Below are 23,779 nucleotides of genomic sequence, written 5' to 3'. Positions count from 1 at the left end.
CGTCAGGCCAGCACGCGCCGGGCGGCGAGCACGCCCCAGTACGACGCTTCCTCGAACAGCGACAGCCCGGACAGATCGGCATGCGCGAACACGACGGGGCCGTCGGCATCGCGCAGCGCGAGCAGCCCCGGCCGGCTCAGGAAGCCGACGTCGGGCGTCGCCATCGCGTGACCACGCACGGTGATCTCGAGCGCCGTCGCATGTTTCCACAGTTCGCGCCCGTAGACGGCCTGCAGGTCGGTCGCCGCCTGTTCGCGCAACGCGTCGGGTCGGGCCTGCGCGAGCCAGCGGCGCGTGTCGTCGGGCGCTTGCGCGCTCAACGCCTGGTACGCGGAGAACACCGAGCGGGTCGGCGGCGACAGGCGGATCAGCTGGTGCGTCGACACGACGTAGCCGAGCCCCGCGCCGTCGTAGACGACGTTGTCCCACGCGAGCGGCACGCCCGCTTCCTCGGCCGGCATGCCGTCGATCAGGAAGTTGGACACGAGCCACGGCGCACGCGGCGGCAAGTCGCGCGCGGGATCGAAGCCGTATGCGGCAAGCTGCGGAAACACGCGCGTCGCGACGAACAGCGGCATCGCGCAGACGACGCGCCGCGCCTTCAGCGTGAACGTCGACAGCGCGCCGTCGTTGCCGATGCGCGCGCACAGCACGTCGACGCCGCCCGTGCGTTCGGTCGCACGCACCGCGAAGCCGTCGCGCGACCATGCGGTCGAGCCGGTACGCGCGGTGATCGAATCGGCGAGCTTCGTCACCATCGTGTGCAGCCCGTCGGGCCAGGTCAGCACTGCGCCATCGCTCGCATCGCCCGCGTGGCCGCCGCGCGACGAGAAATAGTGCAGGCCGGCCCATGCCGAAACATGCTCGTAGCCTGCGCCATAGTCGTCGCGGCAGCAGTAATTCAGGTACCAGTGCAGCGCCTTCGCGGTGTAGCCCTCGTCGAGCAGCCACTGGCGGAACGAGCGCCGGTCCAGCGCGCGCCAGCGCGGGTCGCGCGACGATTCCGCGATCGGGATGCAGAACACCTTGCGGCTATCGGCGCCGCGTGCGGTGCGCAGCCCGTCCGTGTACGCGAAGAAGCGTGCCTGCTGCGCGAGTTCGTCGGCGCCGACGCCGGCCGTCGGTACGATGCCGTCCTGCCACTGCCCGGCGATGAAAAGCCGTTCGTCGGGTGCATGGACGAGCACGCGCTCGTCGTACACCGGGCGCGCGGAAAACGGCGACGCTTCGATTACGCCGAGATCGGCGAGCATGTCGCGCAGGTGCGTGGATTCGAGCGACGGCAGCGGCAGGTAGTGCGCGCCTTTCGGGTAACCGAGATCGCCGAAGCGTCCGCCGGCCGCGTTGCCGCCGAATTCGGGGCCGGCGAGCACCGTGAAGCGCTGGTGCCCCGCGCGCGCGAGCTGCCATGCACACGACAGCCCGGCCGCGCCCGCGCCGAGGATCGCGACATCGGTCTCGATCGTGCCGGACGGCGGCGGCAGCGTTGCATGGTCGCGCAGCGCGTGGCCTTCGCGCATGCCGGGGTAGCCGACCTGCGGCGTCGTCTCGATCCAGCCGGTGCGTCCGCAGGCGGCGAGCGACGCAGCCGCCGACGCGACGAGGAACGTGCGGCGGTCCATCAGCGCAGCACGTGTTTCCAGTCGTCGTCGAAACGGCGCACGAGCGGCTGGTCGTTGAGTTCGTTCGGCGACATCGGCAGCGCCGGCATGTCGGCCGGGAAGTGGAACATCTCGGCGGCCGTCTGCGCGTCGAGCCAGCGCATGGGCACGGAGTAGTGCGTCGGCACCGTGAAGTCGCGGCGCTTGCCGGCGATCACGAAGCCCCAGTCGCCGAACGACGGCACGTAACAGTGGTACGGCCACGTGTTGAGGCCGGCTTCGTGCAGCGTCGCGATGATGGTCCAGTACGCGTGCGGCGCGAAATACGGCGAGGTCGACTGGATCACCGCGTAGCCGTTCTCCGACAGGTGGCGCGCAAGCAGCCGGAACACGGGCACCGAATACAGCCGGCCGAGCCCGAAGTTGGTCGGGTCGGGGAAGTCGACGACGATCGCGTCGTACACGTCGGCATTCGATTCGAGCCAGCGCACCGCGTCGTCGTTGATCACGTGCACGCGCGGATCCTTCAGCGAACCCTGGTTCAGCTTGATGAGCGGGGCGGACGTGGAGAACAGCTTCGTCATCGCGGGATCGAGATCGACGAGCGTGATCTGATCGAGATTGCGGTGCTTCAGCAGCTCGCGCACCGCGAGGCCGTCACCGCCGCCGAGCACGAGCACGCGTTTCGCCCATGGCAGCGCCTCGATCGTCGGGTGGATCAGCGCCTCGTGATAGCGATGCTCGTCGCGCGACGAGAACTGCAGGTTGCCGTTCAGGTACAGCCGCATGTCGTCGTGCCACTGCGTGAGCACGATACGCTGGTACGGCGTCGTTTCCGAATAGATCGTCTCGTCGCCGTACACGCCGTGTTCGGCCCAGTGCGTGATGCGGTCCGACAGCGCGAAGCCGGCGACCAGCAGCCCGATCACGAGCGACGCGCGCATCAGCTTGCCGCGTACGTTGCGGATCTCGTCACGGAACAGGTGCGTCGTCCACAGCGCGACGAACGCATTCAGGAGCCCGAACAGGAAGCTGGTGCGCAGCAGGCCGAGACGCGGCGCGAGTACCAGCGGGAAGATCAGCGACACGGCGAGCGAGCCGAGATAGTCGAAGGTGAGCACTTCGCTGACGGTATGGCGGAATGCCTGGCGTCGCTGCTGGAAAGCGCGCATCACGAGCGGGATCTCCATCCCGATCAGCAGGCCGAGTGCCAGCACGAGCGCATACAGCGCCGCGCGGAACGGTGCGGCGAGCCACGCGAACACCACGAACAGCAGCGCGGCCGACACGCCGCCGAGCAGGCCGACGAGCAGCTCGATGTCGACGAAGCGGTCGAGTACGTCGTCGTCCTCGACGAACTTCGCGAGCCACGAGCCGATCCCCATCGCAAACAGGTAGCAGCCGATCACCGACGAGAACTGCAGGATCGAATCGCCGAGCAGGTAGCTGGACAGCGCGCTGCTGATCAGTTCGTAGCCGAGCCCGCACGATGCGAGCACGAGAATCGACAGGACGAGCGCGCGCCTATGCAGCATGGGGCGTCCGTTGTGCGGTGGTCGGCAATGTGGATATACTGGCGCGGAATTTTGTCCGCCGGCCCTGCATGGGCCGGCCGGCGACGGGGCGGCGAACCGAGCACAAAATCCGAGGGAAAGAATGAATAGTGCCTATCTCTATGCGGTTCATTTACTGTCGGCGTTCGTGCTGCTTCTTGTGTTCGCGGCAGTGTACCTGAAGGTCACCCCGTTCGACGAACTGGCGCTGATCCGCGACGGCAACGCCGCCGCGACGCTGTCGTTCGGCGGCGCGCTGATCGGCTTCTGCCTGACGCTCGCGTCCAGCATCGCGCACAATTCCACGCTCGGCGAAGTCGTGATCTGGGCCGTCGGCGCGATGGTCGTGCAACTGATCACCTATGCGGCGCTCACACGCCTGATGCCCGGCATGAATCATGCAATCGAGGATCGCAACGTCGCGATGGGCGGCCTGATGGGCACCGCGTCGCTCGTCGTCGGCATCATCAATGCCGCCTGCCTGACCTGACGCGCCACGCGTTTCGAGGAGACCGACATGAGTCTGGGTTCATTCATCCGCAAGCAGTTCATCGACGTCCTGCAATGGACGGAAGACACGGACGGCGTGCTGGCCTGGCGCTATCCGATGGAAGACCAGGAAATCCAGTACGGCGGCAAGCTGACCGTGCGCGAGACGCAGGTCGCGATCTTCGTGAACGAAGGCAAGGTCGCCGATGTGTTCCAGCCGGGGCTGTACACGCTGGAAACGAACACGCTCCCGGTGCTCACGTACCTGAAGAACTGGGACAAACTCTTTCAGTCGCCTTTCAAGTCGGACGTCTATTTCTTCAGCACGCGGCTGCAGCTCGGCCGGCGCTGGGGCACCGCGCAGCCGGTGACGATCCGCGATCGCGAATTCGGCTTCGTGCAGGTGCGCGCGTTCGGCATCTACTCGTACCGGATCGTCGATGCGGGCGCGTTCCATCGCGAAGTCAGCGGCACGCGCGCGCAGTACGCGGTCGACGATCTCGAACAGCAACTGCGCAACCTGGTCGTCACCGCGATGAGCACGACGTTCGGCTCGGCGGACGTGCCGTTCGTCGACATGGCCGCGAACCAGTCGCTGCTGTCGCAGCGCGTCGCCGAGGCGCTGGTGCCGGTGTTCACGCGCTACGGCCTCGCGCTCGACGCGTTCGCGGTTGAAAGCGTGTCGCTGCCGGCCGAACTGCAGAAGGCGCTCGACCTGCGGATCGGCGCAGGCATGGCCGGCGATCTTGCACGCGCCACGCAATACCAGACCGCGCAGGCGATTCCGCTCGCCGCGCAGAATCCGGGCGGCATTGCCGGGATCGGCGCAGGGCTCGCTGCCGGTGCGGCGATCGGGCAGGCGATGGCCGGCCAGATGGCAGGTGCCGCGCAACCGGCGCCGGCCGCACCGCCCGCGCCCGCCGCAGCGCCGGTGGCTGCCGCACCGGCGGAAGGCACTGACTACGTGCAGCGGCTCGAACAGTTGAAGGCGCTGTTCGACAAGGGCCTCGTGACGGAAGACGAATATTCGCGCGCGAAGGCCGAGATCCTCGCGAAGCTCACCCGGTAAGCGTCGCGCATGTTCAGTACCTCGTGCCCCCAGTGCGGCGCGCCGGTCGAGTTTCGCTCGGCGGCGGCGGTGATGGCCGTCTGCGCGTTCTGCCGCAGCACGCTGCTCAAGCGCGGCACCGACGTCGAACGCATCGGCGAACTGGCGACGGTGCTCGACGATGCATCGCCGATCCAGATCGGCACGGCCGGTCGCTACGGCAAGCGTACGTTCACGGTGCTCGGGCGCATCCAGATGACCTACGACGCCGGCGCGTGGAGCGAGTGGTACGTCGTGTTCGACGACGGCACGTTCGGCTGGCTGTCGGATGCGTCGGGCCAGTATGCGATCACGGTGCGCGAGCCCGACGATGCGTCCGGCGGCGCGTGGCCTGCGTTCGGCACGCTGGAACCGGGCATGCGGATCGACCATGGCGGCCGCGCGTTTCTCGTGTCGGACGTGCGCACCGCGCGCTGCACGGGCGGCGACGGCGAACTCCCGTTCCGCGTCGATGCCGGCTGGGAGGCGCGCGTCGTCGACCTGCGCACCGGCAACGCGTTCGCGACCTACGACTATTCCGACGCCGATTCGAACGGCGGGAGTCCGGCCGTCTACACGGGCGAAGCCCTCGAATTCGATGCGCTCGCCTTCACCGGGCTGCGCGATACCGACCACGATACGCGCGAGAAGCGCGGCGCGGAAATGGTGCCGTTCGCGTGCCCGAGCTGCGGCGCGCCGCTGTCGTATGCGCCGAACGTGGCCGACTACGTGGTGTGCGGCAGTTGCCATGCGGGCGTGCAGTGCACGGCCGAGCAGCAGACCGTGTTCGCGGCGCAGCGCAAGCTCGAAGCGGTGAAGGGGGCGCTGGAACTCGGCGCGGTCGGCACGTTCGACGGCGTGAAGTACACGGTGATCGGGATGATGCGTTGCCGCGTGCCGGACGACGAGGAGACGTGGGACGAATACCTGCTGCTGAACCCGACGCGCGGGTTCCTGTGGCTCGTGCAGAGCGAAGGGCGCTGGGAACGCGTGCAGGTGCTCGACCAGTGGCCGACGATCGGCAGCGATGCCGACGTGACCGACGGCGACAAGACCTACCGCCTGCGCGAGGAATACGAGTCGGAGGTCGTCTACGTGGTCGGTGCGTTCAACTGGCGCGTGCGGGTCGGCGATCGCACGTCGATCATCGACTACGGCTGGCAGAAGGACAAGCTGACGCGCGAGCGCAGCGACGCGGAGATCGTCTGGTCGCGTGCGCGGCCGCTGTCGGGCAGCACGCTTGCCGAACGCTTCGGCACGCCGGCGCTCGCGACGGCCGCGGCTGCGGCGGCAACCGGCGCCACCGCGTCGACGGGCCTGTTCGGGCGGAAGGGCCCGCATAGTTTCGCGCCGCTGCCGCTCGTGTTCAGCGCGCTGCTCGTGATCCTGAACATGGGCGCGCTGTTCTCGTTCAGCGGCCGTTCCGTCTACGTGCTGGTCGGCCTGCTGGTGCTGTGGCTGCCTGAGTGGCTGTGGAAGACCTTTGCATCGGACGGGGGCAACGCGTGATCCGGTACATCCTCTACGGCATCTACGGCCTGATCGTCGTCACGCTGTTCAGCTGCGCATCGATCGGCGGCAGCGGCTCGGGCGGCAGTGGCTGGGGCAGTTCGTCGGCGCGCAGCGGGTACTCGTCGTACGGGTCGCACAAATGACCGCGCGCGACGGGATCGCGCCACCGCGCGCGACGTTCGGCTCGCACGTGCTGGCCGACCTGGCCGGCATCGACGCGGCGCTGCTGCGTGACGCCGCCCGGCTCGAGTCGATTCTCACCGAAGCGGCGCACCAGGCGGGCGCGCGCGTGATCGGCGCGCATTTCCATCATTTCGGCGGTGAGCATGGTGTGACGGGCGTCGTGCTGCTCGCCGAATCGCACATCACGATCCACACGTGGCCCGAGCACTGCTTCGCGGCCGTCGACGCGTTCATGTGCGGCGCGGCGCGTGCGGCCGATGCGGTCGATGCGATCGCCGCTGCGCTCGGCACGCAGGCGCAAGTCCGGCAGCAGGTTGCGCGCGGCCGTGCGTCGACGTGAGCGGGCGATTCACTTCCTTTATCGATATGCGTAACAGAATTCGATTTGCTGCGTGGCTTGGCTGGGTGCTGCTCGCCGGCAATGCCACCGCCGCGGACGTGCCGCCGAAGCCGCCCGGGCCGGTCGTGATGGTGCACTTCGATTACGACGAGAAGGACAAGGCGCGCCTTCATGCGCTGGAGCAACGGCTGGATCGTGCGGTGAAGCAGGCCGGGGCCGGCGAGCTGGGCGAGACCGAACTGCATCGCGATGGTAACGACGGCTATCTGTACTTCTATGGTGCGAGCGCGGATCGGCTGTACACGATCGCACGCCCGATCCTGAAATCGTCAGGATGGCTGACCGGTACGGAAGTCACGTTGCGCCGAGACGCCGGGGCGGAAACGTTCCCGTTGCGCGGGGACGGCGCGCGTTAGCGCGGATGCGGTTCGAACGGCGCGGCTGGAGGAGCGAGCGTTGCGGATCGGGCCATGCAGTGCGCTGTTACGCTTGCGGATGGCGGCGACAGGCTGCCGAGGGGTCGTTGCGATGACGCATCACACGTCACGACGTTCCCGCTAGCGCTCGAACCGGAACGACGACACGCTGTGCATCGTCGCATCGTCGGTGCCGACGATACCCTGCGTATTCGCGACGACCGCGCGCTTGCCGTTGCTCAGCACGGCCCAGTAGCAGTCGCCGCCGGCCGCGTGGAAGCCGGTTTCCGGATCGCTGATGCCGCACGTGATCGTCGCGCGCATACCGCGCCAGCCGACGCCGGAGAAGCGTTCGACCGCCTGCGGCGCGCCGCGACCGTACGTCGACATCCATTTGCCGTCGTCCTGCCGCTCGAATCCGGCTTCCTTTTCCGCAACGGGTTCGAGCGCGCCGTCGACGATCTCGAATGCGATGAAATAGCTGCTGTTCGTCATGTTGCGGCCGACGATCGCGACGCAGCGGTTGCCGCCGATTTCAGGGCACGGCTTCTTGATCTGGCGGTTCCCGAGGTACTCGAACGAGATGCCGAGCGCCGGGTCTCGATAGGTTTTCCAGCCCGCGTGTTTCACCTGCTTCAGCGCTGCCGTACGGTCGCGGTAAGCGGTGGCGATGCAGGCTGCATCGGCGCACGCATCGCGTTGCGCGAGCCATGCACGTTGCGACCGGACGACGGCCTGCTGGTCGGCTGCGATGTCGATCGCGCCGTAGTAGGCGCTTGCCAATGTGCTGTCGGCCGATACGAGTGCCTTGTCGCTGCAGATCAGGCGGTCGGTGCGCGTCTTCGCGCGCGAGCAGTCGATGCTGTCGGCATGGGCCGATAAAGAGAGGCCGATGGCGGCCAGCGTGAGACCCAGGCGAATAGCGAACACGGAGAGCTCCTCATCGGGTTCGAGCGGCGGCTGTCACGCCGCCGTCATGTGACGCGGCGGCGCACGCGGTTCACGTAGCCTTGAACCCGTACGCCGTGCAACAAGATACGGCGAGGTGAAATCAGCGATTGATCTGATCCGCCGAGATCAGCTCGGCCACCAGCACCTGCGCCGGCCCCTGCAGGTAATACTCGTGCTCGAGCGGTTCGCGCAGCTTCATGAACGTTTCCGCGCCGATCTGCATCGTTTCGCCCGCGTGCATGCGCGCGCCGCTTTCCAGCAGGTAGTGCATCACGTTGTTGAAGATGCCCGAATAGCGTTCGCCTTCGTGATGACCTTCCGCGAGCGCGGCAAAATCGGGCAGGCCGAACACGTCGGCGCCATAGGTGCGCATCCACACGCCGTCGACGCCTTCGACTTCGTATTTCACGAAGCCGCAGAAGAACAGGTTCAACGGGATGTCCCGCAGCACTTCGAGGCTTTCCTCGCCGAGTTCCTTCGCGTTGAAGACGCCGGCCGGCAGCGACGTGTGCGCGTGCTCGTTCAGCACCGCGAGGCCGTTCTGTTCGGCAAGCGCGCCGGCGACGGCCGCCAGCGCGACGTACTGGTCGAGCGGATTGGCTTCGTGTCCGGCGTAGTAGAGGATCACGTGGCTGCGGCTCGCGCGTACCTGCTGTTTCAGGTCCTGCCCGTAGTGGGCCGGTGCGACACACGTTTCCAGTGCCTCGGACGGATAGGGCGCGTCGAAGCCGACGAGCCGGACGACGTGGTTGCCCCAGCCGGCGAGCCCGAATACCTGCTCCAGTGTCGGCTCGGTCTCGACGCGCGCCTGCTTCATGCTCGGGTGGTACGCGCGCAGCGCTGCCGTCAGCGCGGCGATATCGACCTGCAGCGGGCCGTCGAAGACGACCGTCACGCTCAGCGGGTTCTCGACGTCGGGTGCCGCGACCAGCGCGACGGGGTTGCCGGGTTCTTCCTTGCGGCCAAAGAATCGGGATATCAGGCTCATTGGAGTAGGTTCGTGTCGAAGCCGTTGCGGGGAGAAGTGCCCCGTTCTCTCGGCCGGGGCGCGCCGTCGGGGTGACGGCCGCCCGTAGTTTCCCCGGGTTCGGCGAATCTGGCAAATGCGTGGCGCATGCCGGGACGGCGCGGCGATGGCGTGTTCGAACGCATTCGGGAGGAGGTGGCGCGGACGCGCCGGGCCGTGCGGCCCGCGTCACCACTCAGTGCGGCAGCGCTTCGGCTTCGGCCCAGCGCTTGAACGAATCGAGACGCCGGCGCGTCTGCACCAGGTAGAACGCGCCGATCAGCGGTTCGAGCAGCCAGCGCAGCCAGGCCGGCTGGGCGCGGAAGTGGTACGTGAATTTCACTTCGGTCGTGCCGGGTGTGTGCTCGGTGAAGTTCCAGCTGCCGCTGAAGCGTTCGAGCACTTTCGGCCCGTCGACCATTTCGACGGCAGCCACCTGCGGCGGACGGTACGAGATGTAGCGCGACACCATCGTCGCGCCCGACTGGCTGCGGCAGAACGCATCGACGCCGACGTCGGCCGTCATGCCGTCGAGCAGGTAGGCGTCGGTGAGGAAGCTGTCCCACACGAGCCGCCGCGCATAATCCTGCGACCACGTGAAGAGGCGTCTGCGATCGACGCCGACGGTGCGGCTGACTGAGATCCTCATGATGGCGGGCGCCCTGGCGCGGAGTGGGATGAAATCGAGTGTACCGCGCCAATAACCGGTGTTTCGTCAGACTTCGTCAAGTCGAGCGTGTGCTCGAATGGGCTGGATTGACGCACCTCGGGATTTCCCCTAGGATTCGTTTCAACCCTTCGGGAAAGACCCGAAGCGTTTCAATCTCTTGAGGGAGCCTCATGAGTACGCAACAGAACCGGCGCTTCGACGCGCTCGTTTTCATTGGTCGTTTCCAGCCTCCGCATCGTGGTCACCTGAACGTGCTGAAGTCGGCACTGAGCCGGGCCGAGCGCGTGTGCGTGCTGATCGGATCGACCGACAAGCCCCGCACCATCAAGGATCCGTTCTCGTTCGACGAGCGCCGCCAGATGCTGGCTTCGCTGCTCGACGCGTCCGAGCGCGACCGCGTCACCATCGCGCCGTTGCAGGATTCGACCTACAACGACGGCGACTGGGTGCGCTGGGTGCAGGACGCCGTCGCGTCCGCACTCGGCGACATCGCGCAGCGCAAGGTCGGGCTGATCGGCCACGAGAAGGACGCCACCTCGTATTACCTGCGGATGTTCCCGCAATGGGAGCTCGTCGACGTCGACGCGACGGAAGACATTTCCGCCACCGAGATCCGCGACCAGTATTTCGCCGAACGCACCAACAGCTTCGTGCAGTGGGCCGTGCCGGAACCCGTGTTCGGCTGGCTCGAGCGTTTCCGCACGCAGCCGGAATTCGCGCAGCTGAAGTCGGAAGCCGAATTCATCGCCGGGTATCGCAAGGCGTGGGCGGCCGCCCCGTATCCCGTCACGTTCGTGACGGTCGACGCGGTGGTCGTGCACTCGGGCCATATCCTGCTCGTGCGCCGCCGCAGCGAGCCGGGCCGCGGCCTGTGGGCGCTGCCGGGCGGGTTCGTGAACCAGGACGAGCGGCTCGACGCGGCCTGTATCCGCGAGCTGCGCGAGGAGACCGGCCTGAAGCTGCCGGAGCCCGTGCTGCGCGGCTCGATCAAGGATCGCCAGGTGTTCGATCACCCGACGCGCTCGCTGCGCGGCCGCACGATCACGCATGCGTGCCTGTTCAACTTCCCGACCGGCGAGCTGCCGCGCGTGAAGGGCAGCGACGACGCCGACAAGGCGCGCTGGGTGCCGCTCAACGAATTCGCGCAGATGCGCAGCGTGATGTTCGAGGATCACTTCGACATCGCGTATCACTTCCTGGGGAAGCTGTGATCCGCTGATTCCCCGCATTCCGTCCGCCGCGACAGACGCGGCGGCACTTCAACGGCCTAGAGGAGCTCTAGCCATGCAAAACGATCTCGGCGGCTTTGCCGCGGTTCTCGCCAATCCGATCCTCAACACGGATTCGTACAAGGCTTCCCACTTCCTGCAATATCCGCCCGACGCATCGGCGATGTTCTCGTACGTCGAATCGCGCGGCGGCCGTTACGACCGCACAGTGTTCTTCGGCCTGCAGATGCTGCTGAAGGAATATCTGTGCAAGCCGATCACGCACGCGATGATCGACGAGGCGCGCGATTTCTTCACGGTGCATGGCGAGCCGTTCAACGAGGCAGGCTGGCGCTATATCGTCGAACGCTACGACGGCTACCTGCCGGTAAGGATCCGCGCGGTGCCCGAGGGCTCGGTCGTGCCGGTGCACAATGTGTTGATGACGGTCGAATGCGACGACCCGCAGGTATTCTGGCTCGCGTCGTATCTCGAGACGATGCTGCTGCGCGTGTGGTATCCGGTGACGGTCGCGACGCGCAGCTGGCACCTGCGGCAGACGATTCGCCGCTTCCTGGAAAAGACCGACGACGATCTCGGGCAACTGCCGTTCAAGCTGCACGACTTCGGCGCGCGCGGCGTGTCGAGCGCGGAGTCGGCCGCGATCGGCGGTGCCGCGCACCTCGTCAACTTCATGGGTTCGGATACGGTGCTCGGCGTGCTGGCCGCGAACCGCTTCTATCGGGAGCCGATGGCCGCGTATTCGGTGCCGGCGGCCGAGCACAGCACGATCACGTCGTGGGGCCGCGAACACGAAGCCGACGCGTACCGGAACATGATTCGCCGCTTCGGGCTGCCCGGTGCGATCGTGTCGGTCGTATCGGACTCCTATGATCTGTTCGCCGCGCTCGATCTGTGGGGCGGCGAGCTTCGTCAGGCCGTGCTCGATTCCGGCGCGACGCTGGTCGTGCGGCCCGATTCGGGCGACCCGGTGGCGATCGTGCTGCAGACCGTGCGCGCGCTCGACGCATCGTTCGGCTCGACCGTGAACGGCAAGGGGCGGCGCGTGCTGAATCGTGTACGCGTGATCCAGGGCGATGGCGTCGACGAACTGTCGATCGAAGCGATTCTGTCCGCGCTCGACGACGCGGGCTATGCGGCCGGCAACGTCGTGTTCGGCATGGGCGGCGGGCTGCTGCAACAGGTGAACCGCGATACGCAGCGCTTCGCGATGAAGTGCTCGGCGATCCGGCGTGGCGACGTGTGGCACGACGTGTGCAAGGATCCGGTCACCGATCAGGGCAAGCGCTCCAAGAAGGGGCGGCTCACGCTGCTGCGCAGTTTCCGCACCGGTGAGTATCGGACGACGACGCTGCCCGCCGCGTGGGACGACCGAATGCTGGAAGGCGAGTGGGAGGACGCGCTGGAAACGGTGTTCGATACGGGGCGCCTGCTCGTCGATACTTCGTTTGCCGAAGTGCGGGCGAGGGCGCACGCGGAGGAGGTGTGAAGCAGGCGGCGGTGTATCGCGCCGCCTCGTGCCCGCTCAGGCGGCGCGCGTGACGAGCGTGCGCAGCACGGCGTCTGCGTCGAGGTGTCCCTTCAGGACGTCCGCAGGCGCCGACGCGAAGTCGATCCAGCCTTCATTGAAGCCGTCGAGCATGCGCATGCGCGGTTCGGGGTAGCGCATCCGCTGCGCATCGAACAGGCCGGCCCACGTGTCACGCGGGACGGCCTCGGCTTGTACGGGGCGCCCGAGCACGCGGGCGAACGCGGCGGCCAGGTCGTTCGGGCTGACGCGCCGCGGTCCTTCGAGTTCGACGATGCGCGTGCGGGACCATTCGTCCTGCAGCAGGGCCGCCGCCGTGCGGCCGACGTCTTCGGTGGCAACCATCGGCACCGGGCGGTCGAGCGGCTGCAGAAAGCTGTGGATCACGCCCGCGTCGCGGGCGGTCGCGACGTCCCATGCGGCGTTTTCGAGGAACCACGCGGGGCGCAGGAACGCGACGGGCATCGGCAGGTCGCCGAACGCCTGCTCGATCATCGTCAACTGCGTCAACAGGTTGACCTGCGTCGCCTGCGCGCCGATCGTCGACAGGCAGACCACCTTGCGCGGCCGAGCGGCGCGCAACGCCGCGCCCACGGCGTCGATGACCGCGCGCGTTTCGGGGAATCCGGGTGACGGATCGAAGCAGGGCGGCAGCAGCACGAATACGTCGGCCGTGTTCGAGAAGGCCGTCGTCAGCGCGGCGGTGTCGGTCATGTCGGCGAGTGCGACGTCGCAGCCGCGCGCGGCCCACGGCGCGGCGCGATTGGCGTCGCGCGCGACGGCCCGTACGGGCTGGCCTGCGGTGAGCAATGTCCGGGCGAGCGCGCCGCCGACTTGTCCGGTGATGCCGGTAATGGCGTACATGATTCGAAATCCTCATCGAGAAGGGGAGAAGCGGCATGCCGGAACGACCGGGCTTGCCGTCGCGATGCATCGGGTTGCATGATAGGGAGCGGCGATTCCTGATGGAATCGAATCCATGTCATTTGATTGGTGATCTTTTGTCATGAGTGAAATCATGAGCATCGATGGGCGGATCCTGGCGAACGTGGGCGTGCTCGCCGCGATCGTCGAAAGCGGCAGCTTCGCGCGCGCGGCCGACGCGCTCGGCCTGTCACCGTCCGGTGTCAGCCGGGCCGTGGGCCGGCTGGAGGCGCGCGTCGGTGTGCGGCTGCTCGATCGCACGACGCGCTCGGTCACGCTGACGGACGAGGGGCGTCGCCTGTACGAGGACATCGGCCCGCTGCTCGCCGGCATCGGCGACGCGGTCACGCTGGCCGCCGGTTCGGCGGCGGCCGTGCGCGGCAGGCTGCGTGTGAATGTCGACGCGTATTTTTCGCGGCGGGTGCTGGCGCCGCATCTCCCCGCGTTCCTGGCGCGCCATCCCGATCTGTCGCTTGAACTGGCGGCGCGCGAGCAACTCGGCGATCTGGTTGCAGAAGGATTCGACGTCGCGGTGCGGTTCGGCGAGCCGCCTTCGTCGTCGCTGGTGGCGCGCAAGCTGCTGGAGACGCGAGCGGTGACGGTCGCCGCACCTGCGTACGTGAAACGACACGGACGCCCGGAAGCGCCAGCCGACCTCGTCGGCCATGCGTGCATCCAGATGCGCAACACGCTGACCGGCCAGCCGCTCGAATGGGTCTATCAGCTCGGCCGCAAGCGCGTGCCCGTGAAGACGACGGGCAGGCTGCTCGTCAACGACGCCGGCACGATGCTCGGCGCATGTCTGGCCGGCGTCGGCATTGCACGCTTCAAGGCGAGCGGGGTGGCGGGGCTGATCGAACAGGGTCGGCTCGTCGAGCTGCTTGCGGCTTGGCGCGGCGAGGCGTTCCCGCTGTTCGCGTACTACCCGTCGCGCCACTTGCCGCCCGCGAAGGTGCGGGCGTTCGTCGATTTCGTCGCGGAAATCGTGGCGGCCGGCAGCTAGCGCGCGCCCGCCGTCACGATTCGCGGGCGAGCATGCGTCCGGTCGTGTCCGCCGCCCGCACCGCGTCCATCGCCCGCGCCAGCGCATCGAACACCGCCGGCCCCTTGCAGCGCGACACGTTGAAGCGCAGGTACGACGTTGCATTGTGCGACGCGCTGAACACGTTGCCGGGCGCGAGCACCACGTCGTGATCCAGCGCATGGCGCGCGACGCGCGCGGCGTCGAGCCCGTCGGGCAACGCCGCCCACACGAACAGGCCGCCGCGCGGCTCCGTCCAGATCCTGAGCCCGGCGCGCGTGACGCGCCGGAGCGTTTCGCTCATCGCGTCCGCGAGGCGCGCGCGCAGGCTGTCGACGTGGCGCCGGTACGTGCCGTCGACGAGCAGCCGGTGGACGACGTTCGCGCCGATCTGCGCATGGCCGAACGACGTCGCGAGCTTCAGGTCGACGAGCGCCTCGATCCATTCCGGGCGCGCGGCGACGTAACCGCAGCGGATCGCGGCCGACAGCGTCTTCGAGAAGCTGCCGATCGACACCACGCGCGACAGCCCGTCGAAGGCCGCGAGGCGCGGTGCGGGCGTGCTCTCGAAATCCGCGAAGATGTCGTCCTCGACGATCAGCAGGCCATGTTCGGCCGCGAGCGTCAGCAGCCGGTGCGCGACGGGCGCCGAGAGCGTTGCGCCGGTCGGGTTGTGCAGCGCGGAGTTGGTGATGTACAGGCGCGGCCGATGCTCGGCGAGCACCTGCTCGAAGCGCGCGAGATCGGGGCCGTTCGGCGTGTACGGGACGCTGACGATCCGCGCACGGTGCGCGCGCAGCAGCGCCTGGAAGTTGAAGTAGCACGGATCGTCGAGCACGACCGTGTCGCCCGGCTCCAGCAGCAACCGGCAGACGAGATCGAGCGCGTGCGAGCCGCCGTCGGTCAGCATGATCTGCGTGGGGGCGGCCTGGACGCCGTGCTGCGCGAGCCGCCACGCGAGCTGCTGGCGCATCGCGGGCAGGCCGAGCGGCGTCGCGTAGTCGGTCAGCGCGTCGGCTTCGTCGCGCGACGCGGCGCGCAGCGCGCGGCGCAGGCTCTCGTCCGGCAGCCACGACGGCGGCAGCCATCCGCAACCGGGCTTCACGGACGTCGGTGCCGCTTCGAGCGACTGGCGCGACAGCCAGAGCGGATCGAGTCCGCGATCGAGCTGCGGGCCGAGATCGGCGAGCGCGAGCGGCGGTGCATGCCCCGACACATAGAAACCCGAGCCGCGCCGCGCGACCAGCACGCCTTCGCTCGCGAGCCGCTCGTACGCATCGACGACGGTCGACTTCGACACGCCCAGCGCGTCCGCCATCATCCGGATCGACGGCACGCGCGCGCCGGGCACCAGCGCGCGGCTCGCGATGCGTGCGCGCAACGTATCCATCACGGTTTCCACGCGCGTGCGCGACGGGGTGGGGGGAACGGGAAGCGGGGCGGCCTGGCTCATGGCGAAGAATCAACTGTACGGCCGGTTGTCCAGTACAGTTTGTCCGAATTGTATTGGGCTGTAGCTTACGCGCTTTTCGCGGGCGGCGGATCATCGGTCATCCACTTTCCCCGTTCAGGATTTCCCGTGCAAAAGACGACCGACGGATGGCTCAGCGGCCTGCTGGGCGTGATCATCTTCAGTGGCTCGCTGCCCGCGACGCGTATCGCGGTGCAGGGGCTCGACCCGCTGTTCCTCACCTTTGCGCGCGCGACGATCGCCGGCGCGCTCGGCCTGCTGCTGCTCGCCGGGCTGAAGCAGCGGCGGCCGACGCGTGCCGAGGCCGTGTCGCTCGCGATCGTCGCGCTCGGGGTCGTGATCGGCTTTCCGTTGCTGACGGCACTTGCGCTGAAGCACGTCACATCGGCGCACGCGATCGTGTTCGTCGGGTTGCTGCCGCTCGCGACCGCACTGTTCGGCGTGTGGCGCGGCGGTGAACGGCCGCGGCTGCCGTTCTGGATCTTCTCGATCATCGGCAGCGGCGCGGTGGCCGCGTTTGCGCTGCGCAACGGCGGCCAGGCGTCGGTAGTCGGCGATGCGCTGATGCTGGCCGCGATCGTCGCATGCGGGCTCGGCTACGCGGAAGGCGCACGCCTGTCGCGCGAGCTCGGCGGCTGGCAGGTGATCTCGTGGGCGCTCGTGCTGTCGCTGCCGCTGATGCTGCCGCTCACGTGGCTTACCTGGCCTGCGTCGTTCGACGGCGTCGATGCCGCCGCGTTGTGGGGGCTCGCGTACGTGTCGCTGTTCAGCATGCTGATCGGCTTCGTGTTCTGGTATCGCGGGCTCGCGCTCGGCGGGATCGCGGGCGTCGGTCAGTTGCAGCTGCTGCAGCCGTTCTTCGGCCTGCTGCTGGCGGCCGGGCTCCTGCACGAGGCAGTGCCGTCGTCGATGGTCGCGGTGACGGTCGTCGTGGTCGGCTGCGTGGCGGGCGCGAAATACTTCTCGAAAATGGCGCCGGTGCGGCGCGTGGGCTGACGTGTGGGGCTGATCGGATGCACGGGCGCGACCTGTCGAAGGTGCGCCCGCTCACACTCGATCATCTGGTGCGCAGGCGTTACTCGAACGTTTCGAGCGCGAGCAATTCGCCGATCGTCTGCCGGCGGCGGATCAGCCGCGGTGCGCCGCGATCGACGAGCACTTCCGGCGCGAGCGGCCGGCTGTTGTAGTTCGACGACATCGACGCGCCGTATGCGCCTGCATCGTGCAGGAACAGCAGGTCGCCGATCTGCGGCTGTGCCAGCTTGCGGTGCGTGACCACGCCGCCCGCGTCCTGCGTGAACACGTCGCCCGATTCGCACAGCGGCCCGGCGATCGCGAGATCGACGAGCGGCCGTCCGGCGGGCAGCGCGCCATCGTGCGTGTGCACCGATACCGCGTGGTAGCTGCCGTACATCGACGGGCGCATCAGGTCGTTGAAGCCCGCGTCGATCAGCACGAAATCGTGCTTCGGCCGGCGGTTGACGGCCTGCACTTCGGTGACGAGCGTGCCGGCTTCGGCGACGAGGAAGCGGCCCGGCTCGATCTCGATGCGCACCGGGTGGCCGAGGTGACGCTCGATCCGCTTGCGCGCGGCGTCCCACTGGCTGAAATAGTGATCGACGTCGACGCGCGGCTCGCCGTCGCGATACGGGATCGACAGGCCGCCGCCGGCCGAGATCGCGTCGATGTCATGGCCGAGCGACGTGACGAGATCGACCATCGCATCGCATACCTGCGACAGGTGGCCGTAGTCGACGCCCGAGCCGATGTGCATGTGGATGCCGACGAGCTTCAGCCCGTACTGGCGCACGATCTCGATCGCGCGCGGCACGTCGTCGATCCAGATGCCGTGCTTGCTCTGCGGGCCGCCGGTGTTGGTCTTGTTGCTGTGGCCGTGGCCGAAACCGGGGTTGACGCGCAGCCACACGCGGTGGCCGGGCGCATGCTCGCCGATGCGCGCGAGCATGTCGAGCGAACCGGCATTCACCGTCACGCCGTGCTTCAGCACGGCCGCGAGCGTCGGGCGGTCGATCAGGTCGGCCGTGAACACGACGCCTTCCGGCTCGCCTGCCGGGCTGAAGCCGGCCGCGAGGCTGCGCTCGATCTCGCCGAGCGACACGGCATCGACGCACGCGCCTTCCTCGCGCATCAGCTTCAGGATATGGACGTTCGAGTTCGCCTTCTGCGCGTAGCGGATCACGTCGAACTGGCGCAGTTGGGCGATGCGGTCGCGGATGACGTCGGCGTCGTACACCCACAGCGGGGTGCCGTATTGCTGCGCGAGCGTCGCGAGCTGGCGGGAATCGAGGGACATGGCAGATGAATCGGGGCGAATGAATGGATAACGGCCATGATGCACCTGATCGTCTATCCAGTAAAATGCCTGTTTATCGACATTCGATTCATATTTGATATAGCAGATCATGCTCACGCACCGCCATATCGAGGTCTTTCGCGCTCTGATGGTCACCGGCAGCACGACGCGCGCGGCCGAGATGCTCTATACGTCGCAACCGACGATCAGCCGCGAGCTTGCGCGCATGGAGCAGGTCGTCGGCTTCGCGCTGTTCGAGCGTGCGCATGGCCGGCTGCGGCCGACGATGGCCGCGCTCACGCTGTTCGACGACGTGCGGCTCGCGTATGTGGGGCTTGAACGTGTCGCGGCAACCGCCGCGCGCCTGCGCGAGTTTCGTGACGGTCAACTGTCGGTGATCGCGTTGCCGGCGTTCTCGCACGCGATCCTGCCCGGTGCGTGCCGGCGTTTCAGCGAGCAGCACGCTGGCGTCAGCGTGTCGGTGGCGACGCAGGAATCGCCGGTGCTCGAAGAATGGCTGACCGCGCAGCGTTACGACCTCGGGTTGACCGAGCGCGACGTCGCGCCGGCCGGCACCGTGCTCACGCCGCTGCTCGAAGTCGACGAAGTGTGCGTGCTGCCCGACGGCCATCCGCTGCTCGCGCAGGACGCGATCGATCTGCCGGATCTCGCGGATCGCCCGTTCGTGAGCCTGTCGCTGAACGATCCGTACCGCATCCTGATCGACGAAGCGTTCGCGCAGCTCGGCGTGGCGCCGCGCTCGGTCGTCGAAACACCGTCGGCCGTGTCGGTGTGTGCGTTCGTGCGGCAGGGGCTCGGTGCGGCGATCGTCAATCCGCTGACCGCGCTCGATTTCGTCGGGCGCGACCTGCACGTGCGGCCGCTCACGCGATCGTTTCCGTACCGGGTCAGCGTGATCGTGCCCGAGCACCGGCCGAAGAGCCTGCTCGTCGATGCGTTTACCAATGCGTTGCGCGGCGAGGCGAAGGCGATTCGCCGCCGGTTGGCCACGCTCCTCGGCTGAAGCGGCCGTATGATCGTGTTTCGCCGCCATCGCCACCACTTTCCGGAATCCTTCATGACCGACGCTTCTGCTTCCCTCCAACCACCGATCCTCACCGGCAAACACGTCGAGCTGAGGCCGCTCGATTCATCCGACCGGCAGGCGCTGCTGGACGCGGCTGCCGACGGCCAGCTGTGGAACCTGAAGGTCACGGTCGTGCCGGGCCCGGAGACGATCGACGCGTATATCGACACCGCATTGCAAGGGCGTTCGGCCGGCACCGTCATGCCGTTCGCGATCGTCGATCGCGCATCGGGCCGCGTGATCGGCAGCACGCGTTTCTGGAAGATCGATCGCAAGAACCGCAAGCTCGAGATCGGCCATACGTGGCTGAGCGAATCGGCGCAGCGCACGCGCGCGAACACCGAGGCGAAATGGTTGCTGCTGGGCTATGCGTTCGACGTGCTGCACTGCGTGCGCGTGCAGTTCACGACCGACGAGCTGAACGAGAAATCGCGCGCGGCGATCCTGCGGCTCGGTGCGAAGCAGGAAGGGATCGTGCGGCACGAACGGATCATGCCGGATGGCCGCAAGCGCAATTCGGTGCGCTTCAGCATCATCGACGACGAATGGCCGGAAGTGCGTGCGCGGCTGCTGGCGAAGCTCGCGACGTAACGAGGGAAGCGTGAAGCGTGACGTTTGGCGTGCGTCGCGCCGCCGGAAGATGAGCGGCGACGCGACGACAGGGGAAGCAGTGCGCCGCGCGTGATGCGCGGCGCATCGGCGCGTTACTGCGCCGATGCGAGGTGGTGGCGTTCCGCGAGCTTCTGCGCGTCCGCGTAGTGCTTCTGCAGGATCGGCAGCGACTGGCGTGCGACTTCCTTCAGCTTGGTGTCGCGGCCCGACGCGATTTCGGCCTGGAATGCCGAGATGGCCTTCTGCTGGCCGGCGAGCGCGACCTGCTCGATATACGCCTTGTCGAACTCGGCGCCGCGCAGGTTCTTGATGCTGCCCAGCACGGCCGTGTCGGGATCGTTGGCCGGCACGTCGACGCCGCGCGGGCTGGCCGCGCGCATCGCCTGGATGATCTTTTCATCGTCGGTCGACACGCGTTGCGCGAACGCCTTGACCTGGCTGTCCGACGTGCGCGAATCGGCGATGCGTGCCGCGTCGTGCTGCGTCGACACGGTCTTCGTGCCGTCGGTGATGAAGGCCTGGTCGGCTTCGTGGATCCGCGTCGCGGCGGCGGCCGGTGCGTTGGGTGAAGCCGGTGCCGGTTGTGCGGTTTGCGCGGTCGCCGTCACGGCGACGAGAAGCAGGCCAGCGGCAGACAAAGCAAGGCGCGAGAGTTGGGGAAAGCGGTTCATGGGACCTCCTTTCGATCGGGGCTCTGGTTGAAAAACGGATCACGGGATCCGTCGCTGTGCGAGAGACCGGGCGCGCCCGGGCCGGATTCGACCGCCGCTCTGCCGCGGCGCCGGTCGAAGCGTTTCCCGGCCCGACTGATTCTAGGAGAGCGATCCGGTAGCAGGTGCAACCGCGCTGTGGTTTGTGTAACGGTTGGTAAGACGAATCGATGAGCCAGCACGCCGACAGGTAGGGCGTACCTGTTGCGTGTGCGTCGGCGGCAATTTTTGCGCGCATGACGCGTGCGGGATGCACGGGGGTGTCATCCGCGTTTCATCGTCGTGCGGCTGAGTCGTGCGATGACGTGATTCATCGAGCGATGGGGAGAACCGGACGCGCAAAGCGCGCGCATGCATCACACGCGATCGAGCAATGCGTCGAGTCGCGGCAGCAACGGTGTCGCGCAATGCGCCTGCAACGCGTCCGGTGCGGTGTAGCCCCACGCGACGCCCTGGAATGCGATGCGCGCGCGTCGTGCCGCGTCGGCGTCGCGGATTTCATCGCCGACGTACAGCACTTCGTCGCTACGCACGCCGGCCTCATGAACGAGCGCGCGCAGGCGGCGCGCCTTGCCGAACAGCGGAATGCCGCATGCGAAGTGCTCGACACGGCTGCTGGCGTGCGGGCCGAGCCGGTCACGCACGATCGCCTCGGTATTCGACGTGGCGATCGCGATGCGGATGCCGCGCGCGGCGAGCGCGTCGAACGTTTCGCCGACGCCGGGGAACAGCGCCACTTGCGCGACACGCGGCTGCATCAGGCGGCGCATGTCGATCGTCACGCGCGGCACTTTCCACATCGGCACGTCGAGCGCGCGAATGATGTCGCGCGCCGACATGCCGCGCAGCGCCGGGCGCAGCTCGGGCGTGGCGTCGCGAAAGCCGTGCAGGCGCGACGCTTCCGACAGCGCCGCGAGAAAGCTGTCGAGCGAATCGGCGAGCGTGCCGTCGAAGTCGAATGCGATGAGGCGGTAGGGCATGCAGCGGCGTGGCGAACTTGTTGGGCAGGCGACATTGTCACCGAATCTGCTGAAAGCCGATCTCGTCGTCGCCGCGCGCACGACCGATGCGACCGGACGGCCGGTGCGGACGAGCGACATCCGAGAGAAAGCCCGGTATGCTGTCCGGCACCCGCAATGACGGTTTCCCGATGCCCATTCGTTTCCGGATCGATCACATGACAATCACTCGTGCACGTCTTGCAATGTGGATGCTGGGTGCAGCGTTGACGTTGGCAGCCGCGACGCAGGTATCTGCCGCACCGGAAAGGCGCTGCGGATGGCTTGAGAATCCGTCGCCGGCCAACTGGTGGCTGAACGACAAGGACGGCACCTGGACACTGTTGACGATGGGCAACGAGCCGGTGCCGGGCCTCGACACGATGCCCGACATGTCGACGAAGGGCTGGGTCGTCACCAACGCCGGCGGGCATGGCTACGGTTGCGCATGCCTCGACCTCGAAATCGACCCGCGCACGCGCGAGGTGACGCGGATAGTCGCAGCGCGGCCGCTGCCGTTGAAGCGTTGCAAGGCAGATCGCACGTTGCGGGCGCCATGACCCGCGGGGCGATGCTATTCGTAGTGGTAACGGCAGGACACGATGCTGATCTGCAAGTCGTCAGCCTCGTAGACCAGACGGTTCGTGTCGTCGATACGGCGCGACCAGAAGCCGGAGAGATTGGCCTTTAACGGTTCGGGTTTGCCGATGCCTTCGAACGGCGTTCGCTGGGCTTCGCGAATGAGCTGGTTGATACGCTTGAGCGTCTTGCGATCCTGCCCCTGCCAGTAGACATAGTCGTCCCACGCGTCGGAAGTAAAGAGCACGCGGCGTACGCTCATTCGTCATCCGCCGCGAGCTTGCGCTCCTTTGCCTTGCCCTTGCGTAGTTGCGCGATCGAGCGCTCGAGATGGGCGACGTTGGCCGGCGAGCGCAGCAAGTGCACCGTCTCCATCAGGCTGTCGTAGTAGTCCTGCGACATGATGACGGCGTTCGGCGCATCGCGGCGCGTGATGAGCGTCACGTCCGCGTCGTCGACGACCTGGTCGATAACGGTCTTCAGATTGCCACGGGCATCCGAAAAATGAATCGTGCGCATGATTGCCTCACTTGTACATATAACCGTACAAGTTTAGCACAGTCGATAGAGGTGTACGGTTTGCTGTACAAGTCTACCCGCCCCAGCTTCGTTACACGCCAGAAGCGTGCCGAATGAGCCTGCGCGCCGTCTGGCCGAAGCGACAAGTGTCTGCGCTTGTAGCCCGCCCCGCCGCGCGGTATCGTCAGCGTCTCGCCTTCCGCCACCCCGACCGGAGACCGACGTGCCCGCTGCCACCCCCGCCACCCCCGCCACGCTGAGATTTTCCACCGACAAGCGCGAACTCGACGTCGACGCGATCTTCGACTTCCTGCATCGCGACGCGTACTGGTCGCAGGGCATTCCGCGCGACGTGGTCGAGCGGGCAATCGAGGGTTCGCTGTGTTTCGGCGCCTACGTGGGCGACCGGCTCGTCGGGTTCGCGCGGCTCGTGACCGATCACGCGACGTTCGCGTACCTGTGCGACGTGTTCGTGTTGCCGGCCGAGCGCGGCAACGGCTACGGCCGCGCGCTGATCGACCACGTGTTTGCACAGGAGGTGGTGCAGGGCCTGCGCCGCATCATGCTCGTGACGTCCGATGCGCACGCGCTGTACCGGCCGGTCGGCTTCGAGCCGTGCGCGAATCCCGAGCGCGTGATGGAGATCCGCCGCCCGGACATCTACGCGAAACGCTGACGCGCGGCGCAGCGCATACAATACGCGCTTTCCGTTTTTGCCGAAGAGAAGCCCATCATGACCGAACAGGAAGCCGAACAGCTCGCGACGCATCGCCATTACAAGGGCGGCCTGTACCGCTACATCGGCGTTGCCCGCCATTCCGAAACCGAGGAATCGGTGGTCGTGTACGAACACCTGTGGCCGCATGCGCGCGGGCTGTGGGTCCGGCCGGAAGCGATGTTCAACGGGAACCTCGAAGACGGCACGCCGCGTTTTCGCAAGCTGCGCGACTGATTGACGGCCGGCACGTAGACGTCCGCG

27 protein-coding genes are annotated in these 23,779 nt (G+C 67.4%); 15 read left to right on the top strand and 12 right to left on the bottom strand.

Annotation, left to right across the window (positions count from 1 at the left end; genetic code table 11):
* Positions 1–2 precede the first annotated feature (2 nt).
* Both CFB41_RS27420 and CFB41_RS27415 read right to left on the bottom strand, forming a co-directional pair.
* Positions 3–1,622 (bottom strand): NAD(P)/FAD-dependent oxidoreductase, encoded by a 1,620-nt coding sequence (locus CFB41_RS27420; RefSeq protein WP_089458626.1) that lies wholly within the window; start codon positions 1,620–1,622, stop codon positions 3–5.
* Positions 1,622–3,136 carry a polyamine aminopropyltransferase gene (locus CFB41_RS27415; RefSeq protein ID WP_089458625.1) on the bottom strand — a complete coding sequence of 505 codons (1,515 nt, stop codon included), beginning with the start codon at positions 3,134–3,136 and terminating at the stop codon, positions 1,622–1,624. The genes CFB41_RS27420 and CFB41_RS27415 overlap by 1 nt, the downstream gene beginning before the upstream one ends.
* Positions 3,137–3,257: 121 nt before the next feature.
* On the opposite strand from CFB41_RS27415, the gene CFB41_RS27410 reads away from it, so the two are divergent.
* Genes CFB41_RS27410 through CFB41_RS27390 form a run of 6 tightly spaced genes read left to right on the top strand, consistent with a single transcriptional unit; the run spans position 3,258 to position 7,181 of the window.
* Positions 3,258–3,644: a DUF350 domain-containing protein gene (locus CFB41_RS27410; RefSeq protein ID WP_021163477.1), complete on the top strand. Its 387-nt coding sequence runs from the start codon at positions 3,258–3,260 to the stop codon at positions 3,642–3,644.
* A gap of 27 nt (positions 3,645–3,671) precedes the next feature.
* Positions 3,672–4,712: an SPFH domain-containing protein gene (locus tag CFB41_RS27405; RefSeq protein ID WP_089458624.1), complete on the top strand. Its 1,041-nt coding sequence runs from the start codon at positions 3,672–3,674 to the stop codon at positions 4,710–4,712.
* A 9-nt stretch (positions 4,713–4,721) separates the two neighbouring features.
* Positions 4,722–6,239, top strand: coding sequence for a DUF4178 domain-containing protein (locus CFB41_RS27400; RefSeq protein WP_089458623.1), 1,518 nt, complete (start codon positions 4,722–4,724; stop codon positions 6,237–6,239).
* The gene (locus CFB41_RS38315; protein ID WP_155291822.1) at positions 6,236–6,385 is read left to right on the top strand and encodes a hypothetical protein; all 150 of its coding nucleotides are present in this window, start codon (positions 6,236–6,238) and stop codon (positions 6,383–6,385) included. Before CFB41_RS27400 ends, CFB41_RS38315 begins: the two co-directional genes overlap by 4 nt.
* Complete coding sequence (speD, locus tag CFB41_RS27395; protein ID WP_089458622.1) at positions 6,382–6,765, top strand: adenosylmethionine decarboxylase; 384 nt, start codon at positions 6,382–6,384, stop codon at positions 6,763–6,765. The genes CFB41_RS38315 and speD overlap by 4 nt, the downstream gene beginning before the upstream one ends.
* A complete protein-coding gene (locus CFB41_RS27390) occupies positions 6,762–7,181 on the top strand; it encodes a hypothetical protein (RefSeq protein WP_256941210.1) in 420 nt (139 codons plus the stop codon). Before speD ends, CFB41_RS27390 begins: the two co-directional genes overlap by 4 nt.
* 141 nt (positions 7,182–7,322) lie before the next feature.
* On the opposite strand, the gene CFB41_RS27385 is transcribed toward CFB41_RS27390, so the two are convergent.
* The 3 genes from CFB41_RS27385 to CFB41_RS27375 form a co-directional block, all read right to left on the bottom strand.
* Positions 7,323–8,111, bottom strand: a complete 789-nt coding sequence (locus tag CFB41_RS27385) for a lysozyme inhibitor LprI family protein (protein ID WP_089458620.1) — start codon at positions 8,109–8,111, stop codon at positions 7,323–7,325.
* A gap of 121 nt (positions 8,112–8,232) precedes the next feature.
* The gene (locus CFB41_RS27380) at positions 8,233–9,120 is read right to left on the bottom strand and encodes a DUF4261 domain-containing protein (protein ID WP_089458619.1); all 888 of its coding nucleotides are present in this window, start codon (positions 9,118–9,120) and stop codon (positions 8,233–8,235) included.
* Between the two features lie 214 nt (positions 9,121–9,334).
* Positions 9,335–9,787, bottom strand: coding sequence for a type II toxin-antitoxin system RatA family toxin (locus tag CFB41_RS27375; RefSeq protein ID WP_027789550.1), 453 nt, complete (start codon positions 9,785–9,787; stop codon positions 9,335–9,337).
* Positions 9,788–9,978: 191 nt separating this feature from the next.
* Between CFB41_RS27375 and CFB41_RS27370 the strand changes: the two genes are divergently transcribed.
* Positions 9,979–11,019 (top strand): bifunctional nicotinamide-nucleotide adenylyltransferase/Nudix hydroxylase, encoded by a 1,041-nt coding sequence (locus CFB41_RS27370; protein WP_089458618.1) that lies wholly within the window; start codon positions 9,979–9,981, stop codon positions 11,017–11,019.
* A 73-nt stretch (positions 11,020–11,092) separates the two neighbouring features.
* Complete coding sequence (locus CFB41_RS27365; protein WP_089458617.1) at positions 11,093–12,526, top strand: nicotinate phosphoribosyltransferase; 1,434 nt, start codon at positions 11,093–11,095, stop codon at positions 12,524–12,526.
* Positions 12,527–12,562: 36 nt separating this feature from the next.
* On the opposite strand, the gene CFB41_RS27360 is transcribed toward CFB41_RS27365, so the two are convergent.
* The gene (locus CFB41_RS27360; RefSeq protein ID WP_089458616.1) at positions 12,563–13,429 is read right to left on the bottom strand and encodes an NmrA family NAD(P)-binding protein; all 867 of its coding nucleotides are present in this window, start codon (positions 13,427–13,429) and stop codon (positions 12,563–12,565) included.
* Between the two features lie 154 nt (positions 13,430–13,583).
* On the opposite strand from CFB41_RS27360, the gene CFB41_RS27355 reads away from it, so the two are divergent.
* On the top strand, positions 13,584–14,492 hold the full coding sequence (locus CFB41_RS27355; RefSeq protein ID WP_089459006.1) for a LysR family transcriptional regulator: 909 nt from the start codon (positions 13,584–13,586) through the stop codon (positions 14,490–14,492).
* 13 nt (positions 14,493–14,505) lie between these two features.
* Here CFB41_RS27355 and CFB41_RS27350 read toward each other — a convergent pair whose 3' ends face one another.
* Entirely contained in the window at positions 14,506–15,963 is a 1,458-nt protein-coding gene (locus tag CFB41_RS27350) for a PLP-dependent aminotransferase family protein (RefSeq protein WP_089458615.1), read from the bottom strand.
* Between the two features lie 126 nt (positions 15,964–16,089).
* On the opposite strand from CFB41_RS27350, the gene CFB41_RS27345 reads away from it, so the two are divergent.
* The gene (locus CFB41_RS27345; protein WP_089458614.1) at positions 16,090–16,977 is read left to right on the top strand and encodes a DMT family transporter; all 888 of its coding nucleotides are present in this window, start codon (positions 16,090–16,092) and stop codon (positions 16,975–16,977) included.
* A 79-nt stretch (positions 16,978–17,056) separates the two neighbouring features.
* Here CFB41_RS27345 and lysA read toward each other — a convergent pair whose 3' ends face one another.
* The gene (gene lysA, locus CFB41_RS27340) at positions 17,057–18,295 is read right to left on the bottom strand and encodes a diaminopimelate decarboxylase (RefSeq protein WP_089441958.1); all 1,239 of its coding nucleotides are present in this window, start codon (positions 18,293–18,295) and stop codon (positions 17,057–17,059) included.
* A 109-nt stretch (positions 18,296–18,404) separates the two neighbouring features.
* Here lysA and CFB41_RS27335 point away from each other — a divergent pair, with 109 nt between their 5' ends.
* Both CFB41_RS27335 and CFB41_RS27330 read left to right on the top strand, forming a co-directional pair.
* A complete protein-coding gene (locus tag CFB41_RS27335) occupies positions 18,405–19,319 on the top strand; it encodes a LysR family transcriptional regulator (protein ID WP_089458613.1) in 915 nt (304 codons plus the stop codon).
* Between the two features lie 54 nt (positions 19,320–19,373).
* Positions 19,374–19,973 (top strand): GNAT family N-acetyltransferase, encoded by a 600-nt coding sequence (locus CFB41_RS27330; RefSeq protein WP_089459005.1) that lies wholly within the window; start codon positions 19,374–19,376, stop codon positions 19,971–19,973.
* A gap of 113 nt (positions 19,974–20,086) precedes the next feature.
* Here the strand turns inward: CFB41_RS27330 and CFB41_RS27325 are convergent, their stop codons facing one another.
* On the bottom strand, positions 20,087–20,665 hold the full coding sequence (locus CFB41_RS27325) for a DUF4142 domain-containing protein (RefSeq protein WP_089458612.1): 579 nt from the start codon (positions 20,663–20,665) through the stop codon (positions 20,087–20,089).
* 395 nt (positions 20,666–21,060) lie between these two features.
* The gene (locus CFB41_RS27320) at positions 21,061–21,684 is read right to left on the bottom strand and encodes an HAD hydrolase-like protein (RefSeq protein WP_089441961.1); all 624 of its coding nucleotides are present in this window, start codon (positions 21,682–21,684) and stop codon (positions 21,061–21,063) included.
* Positions 21,685–21,821: 137 nt separating this feature from the next.
* Here CFB41_RS27320 and CFB41_RS27315 point away from each other — a divergent pair, with 137 nt between their 5' ends.
* Entirely contained in the window at positions 21,822–22,262 is a 441-nt protein-coding gene (locus tag CFB41_RS27315; protein WP_179250176.1) for a DUF4087 domain-containing protein, read from the top strand.
* Positions 22,263–22,276: 14 nt separating this feature from the next.
* Here the strand turns inward: CFB41_RS27315 and CFB41_RS27310 are convergent, their stop codons facing one another.
* Together CFB41_RS27310 and CFB41_RS27305 are read right to left on the bottom strand one after the other, a co-directional pair.
* Entirely contained in the window at positions 22,277–22,543 is a 267-nt protein-coding gene (locus CFB41_RS27310; RefSeq protein WP_011354451.1) for a Txe/YoeB family addiction module toxin, read from the bottom strand.
* Positions 22,540–22,800: a type II toxin-antitoxin system Phd/YefM family antitoxin gene (locus CFB41_RS27305; RefSeq protein ID WP_089441963.1), complete on the bottom strand. Its 261-nt coding sequence runs from the start codon at positions 22,798–22,800 to the stop codon at positions 22,540–22,542. Before CFB41_RS27305 ends, CFB41_RS27310 begins: the two co-directional genes overlap by 4 nt.
* 223 nt (positions 22,801–23,023) lie before the next feature.
* On the opposite strand from CFB41_RS27305, the gene CFB41_RS38770 reads away from it, so the two are divergent.
* Positions 23,024–23,476, top strand: a complete 453-nt coding sequence (locus CFB41_RS38770; protein ID WP_089462289.1) for a GNAT family N-acetyltransferase — start codon at positions 23,024–23,026, stop codon at positions 23,474–23,476.
* A 57-nt stretch (positions 23,477–23,533) separates the two neighbouring features.
* On the top strand, positions 23,534–23,752 hold the full coding sequence (locus tag CFB41_RS38765; RefSeq protein WP_006480837.1) for a DUF1653 domain-containing protein: 219 nt from the start codon (positions 23,534–23,536) through the stop codon (positions 23,750–23,752).
* The last annotated feature ends 27 nt before the right edge of the window (positions 23,753–23,779 follow it).

The sequence above is a fragment of the Burkholderia sp. AU33803 genome (assembly GCF_002223095.1).
GTDB lineage: Bacteria > Pseudomonadota > Gammaproteobacteria > Burkholderiales > Burkholderiaceae > Burkholderia.
The sequence above is the reverse complement of the archived record's forward strand: the minus strand, read 5'-3'. Positions and strand labels throughout refer to the sequence as shown.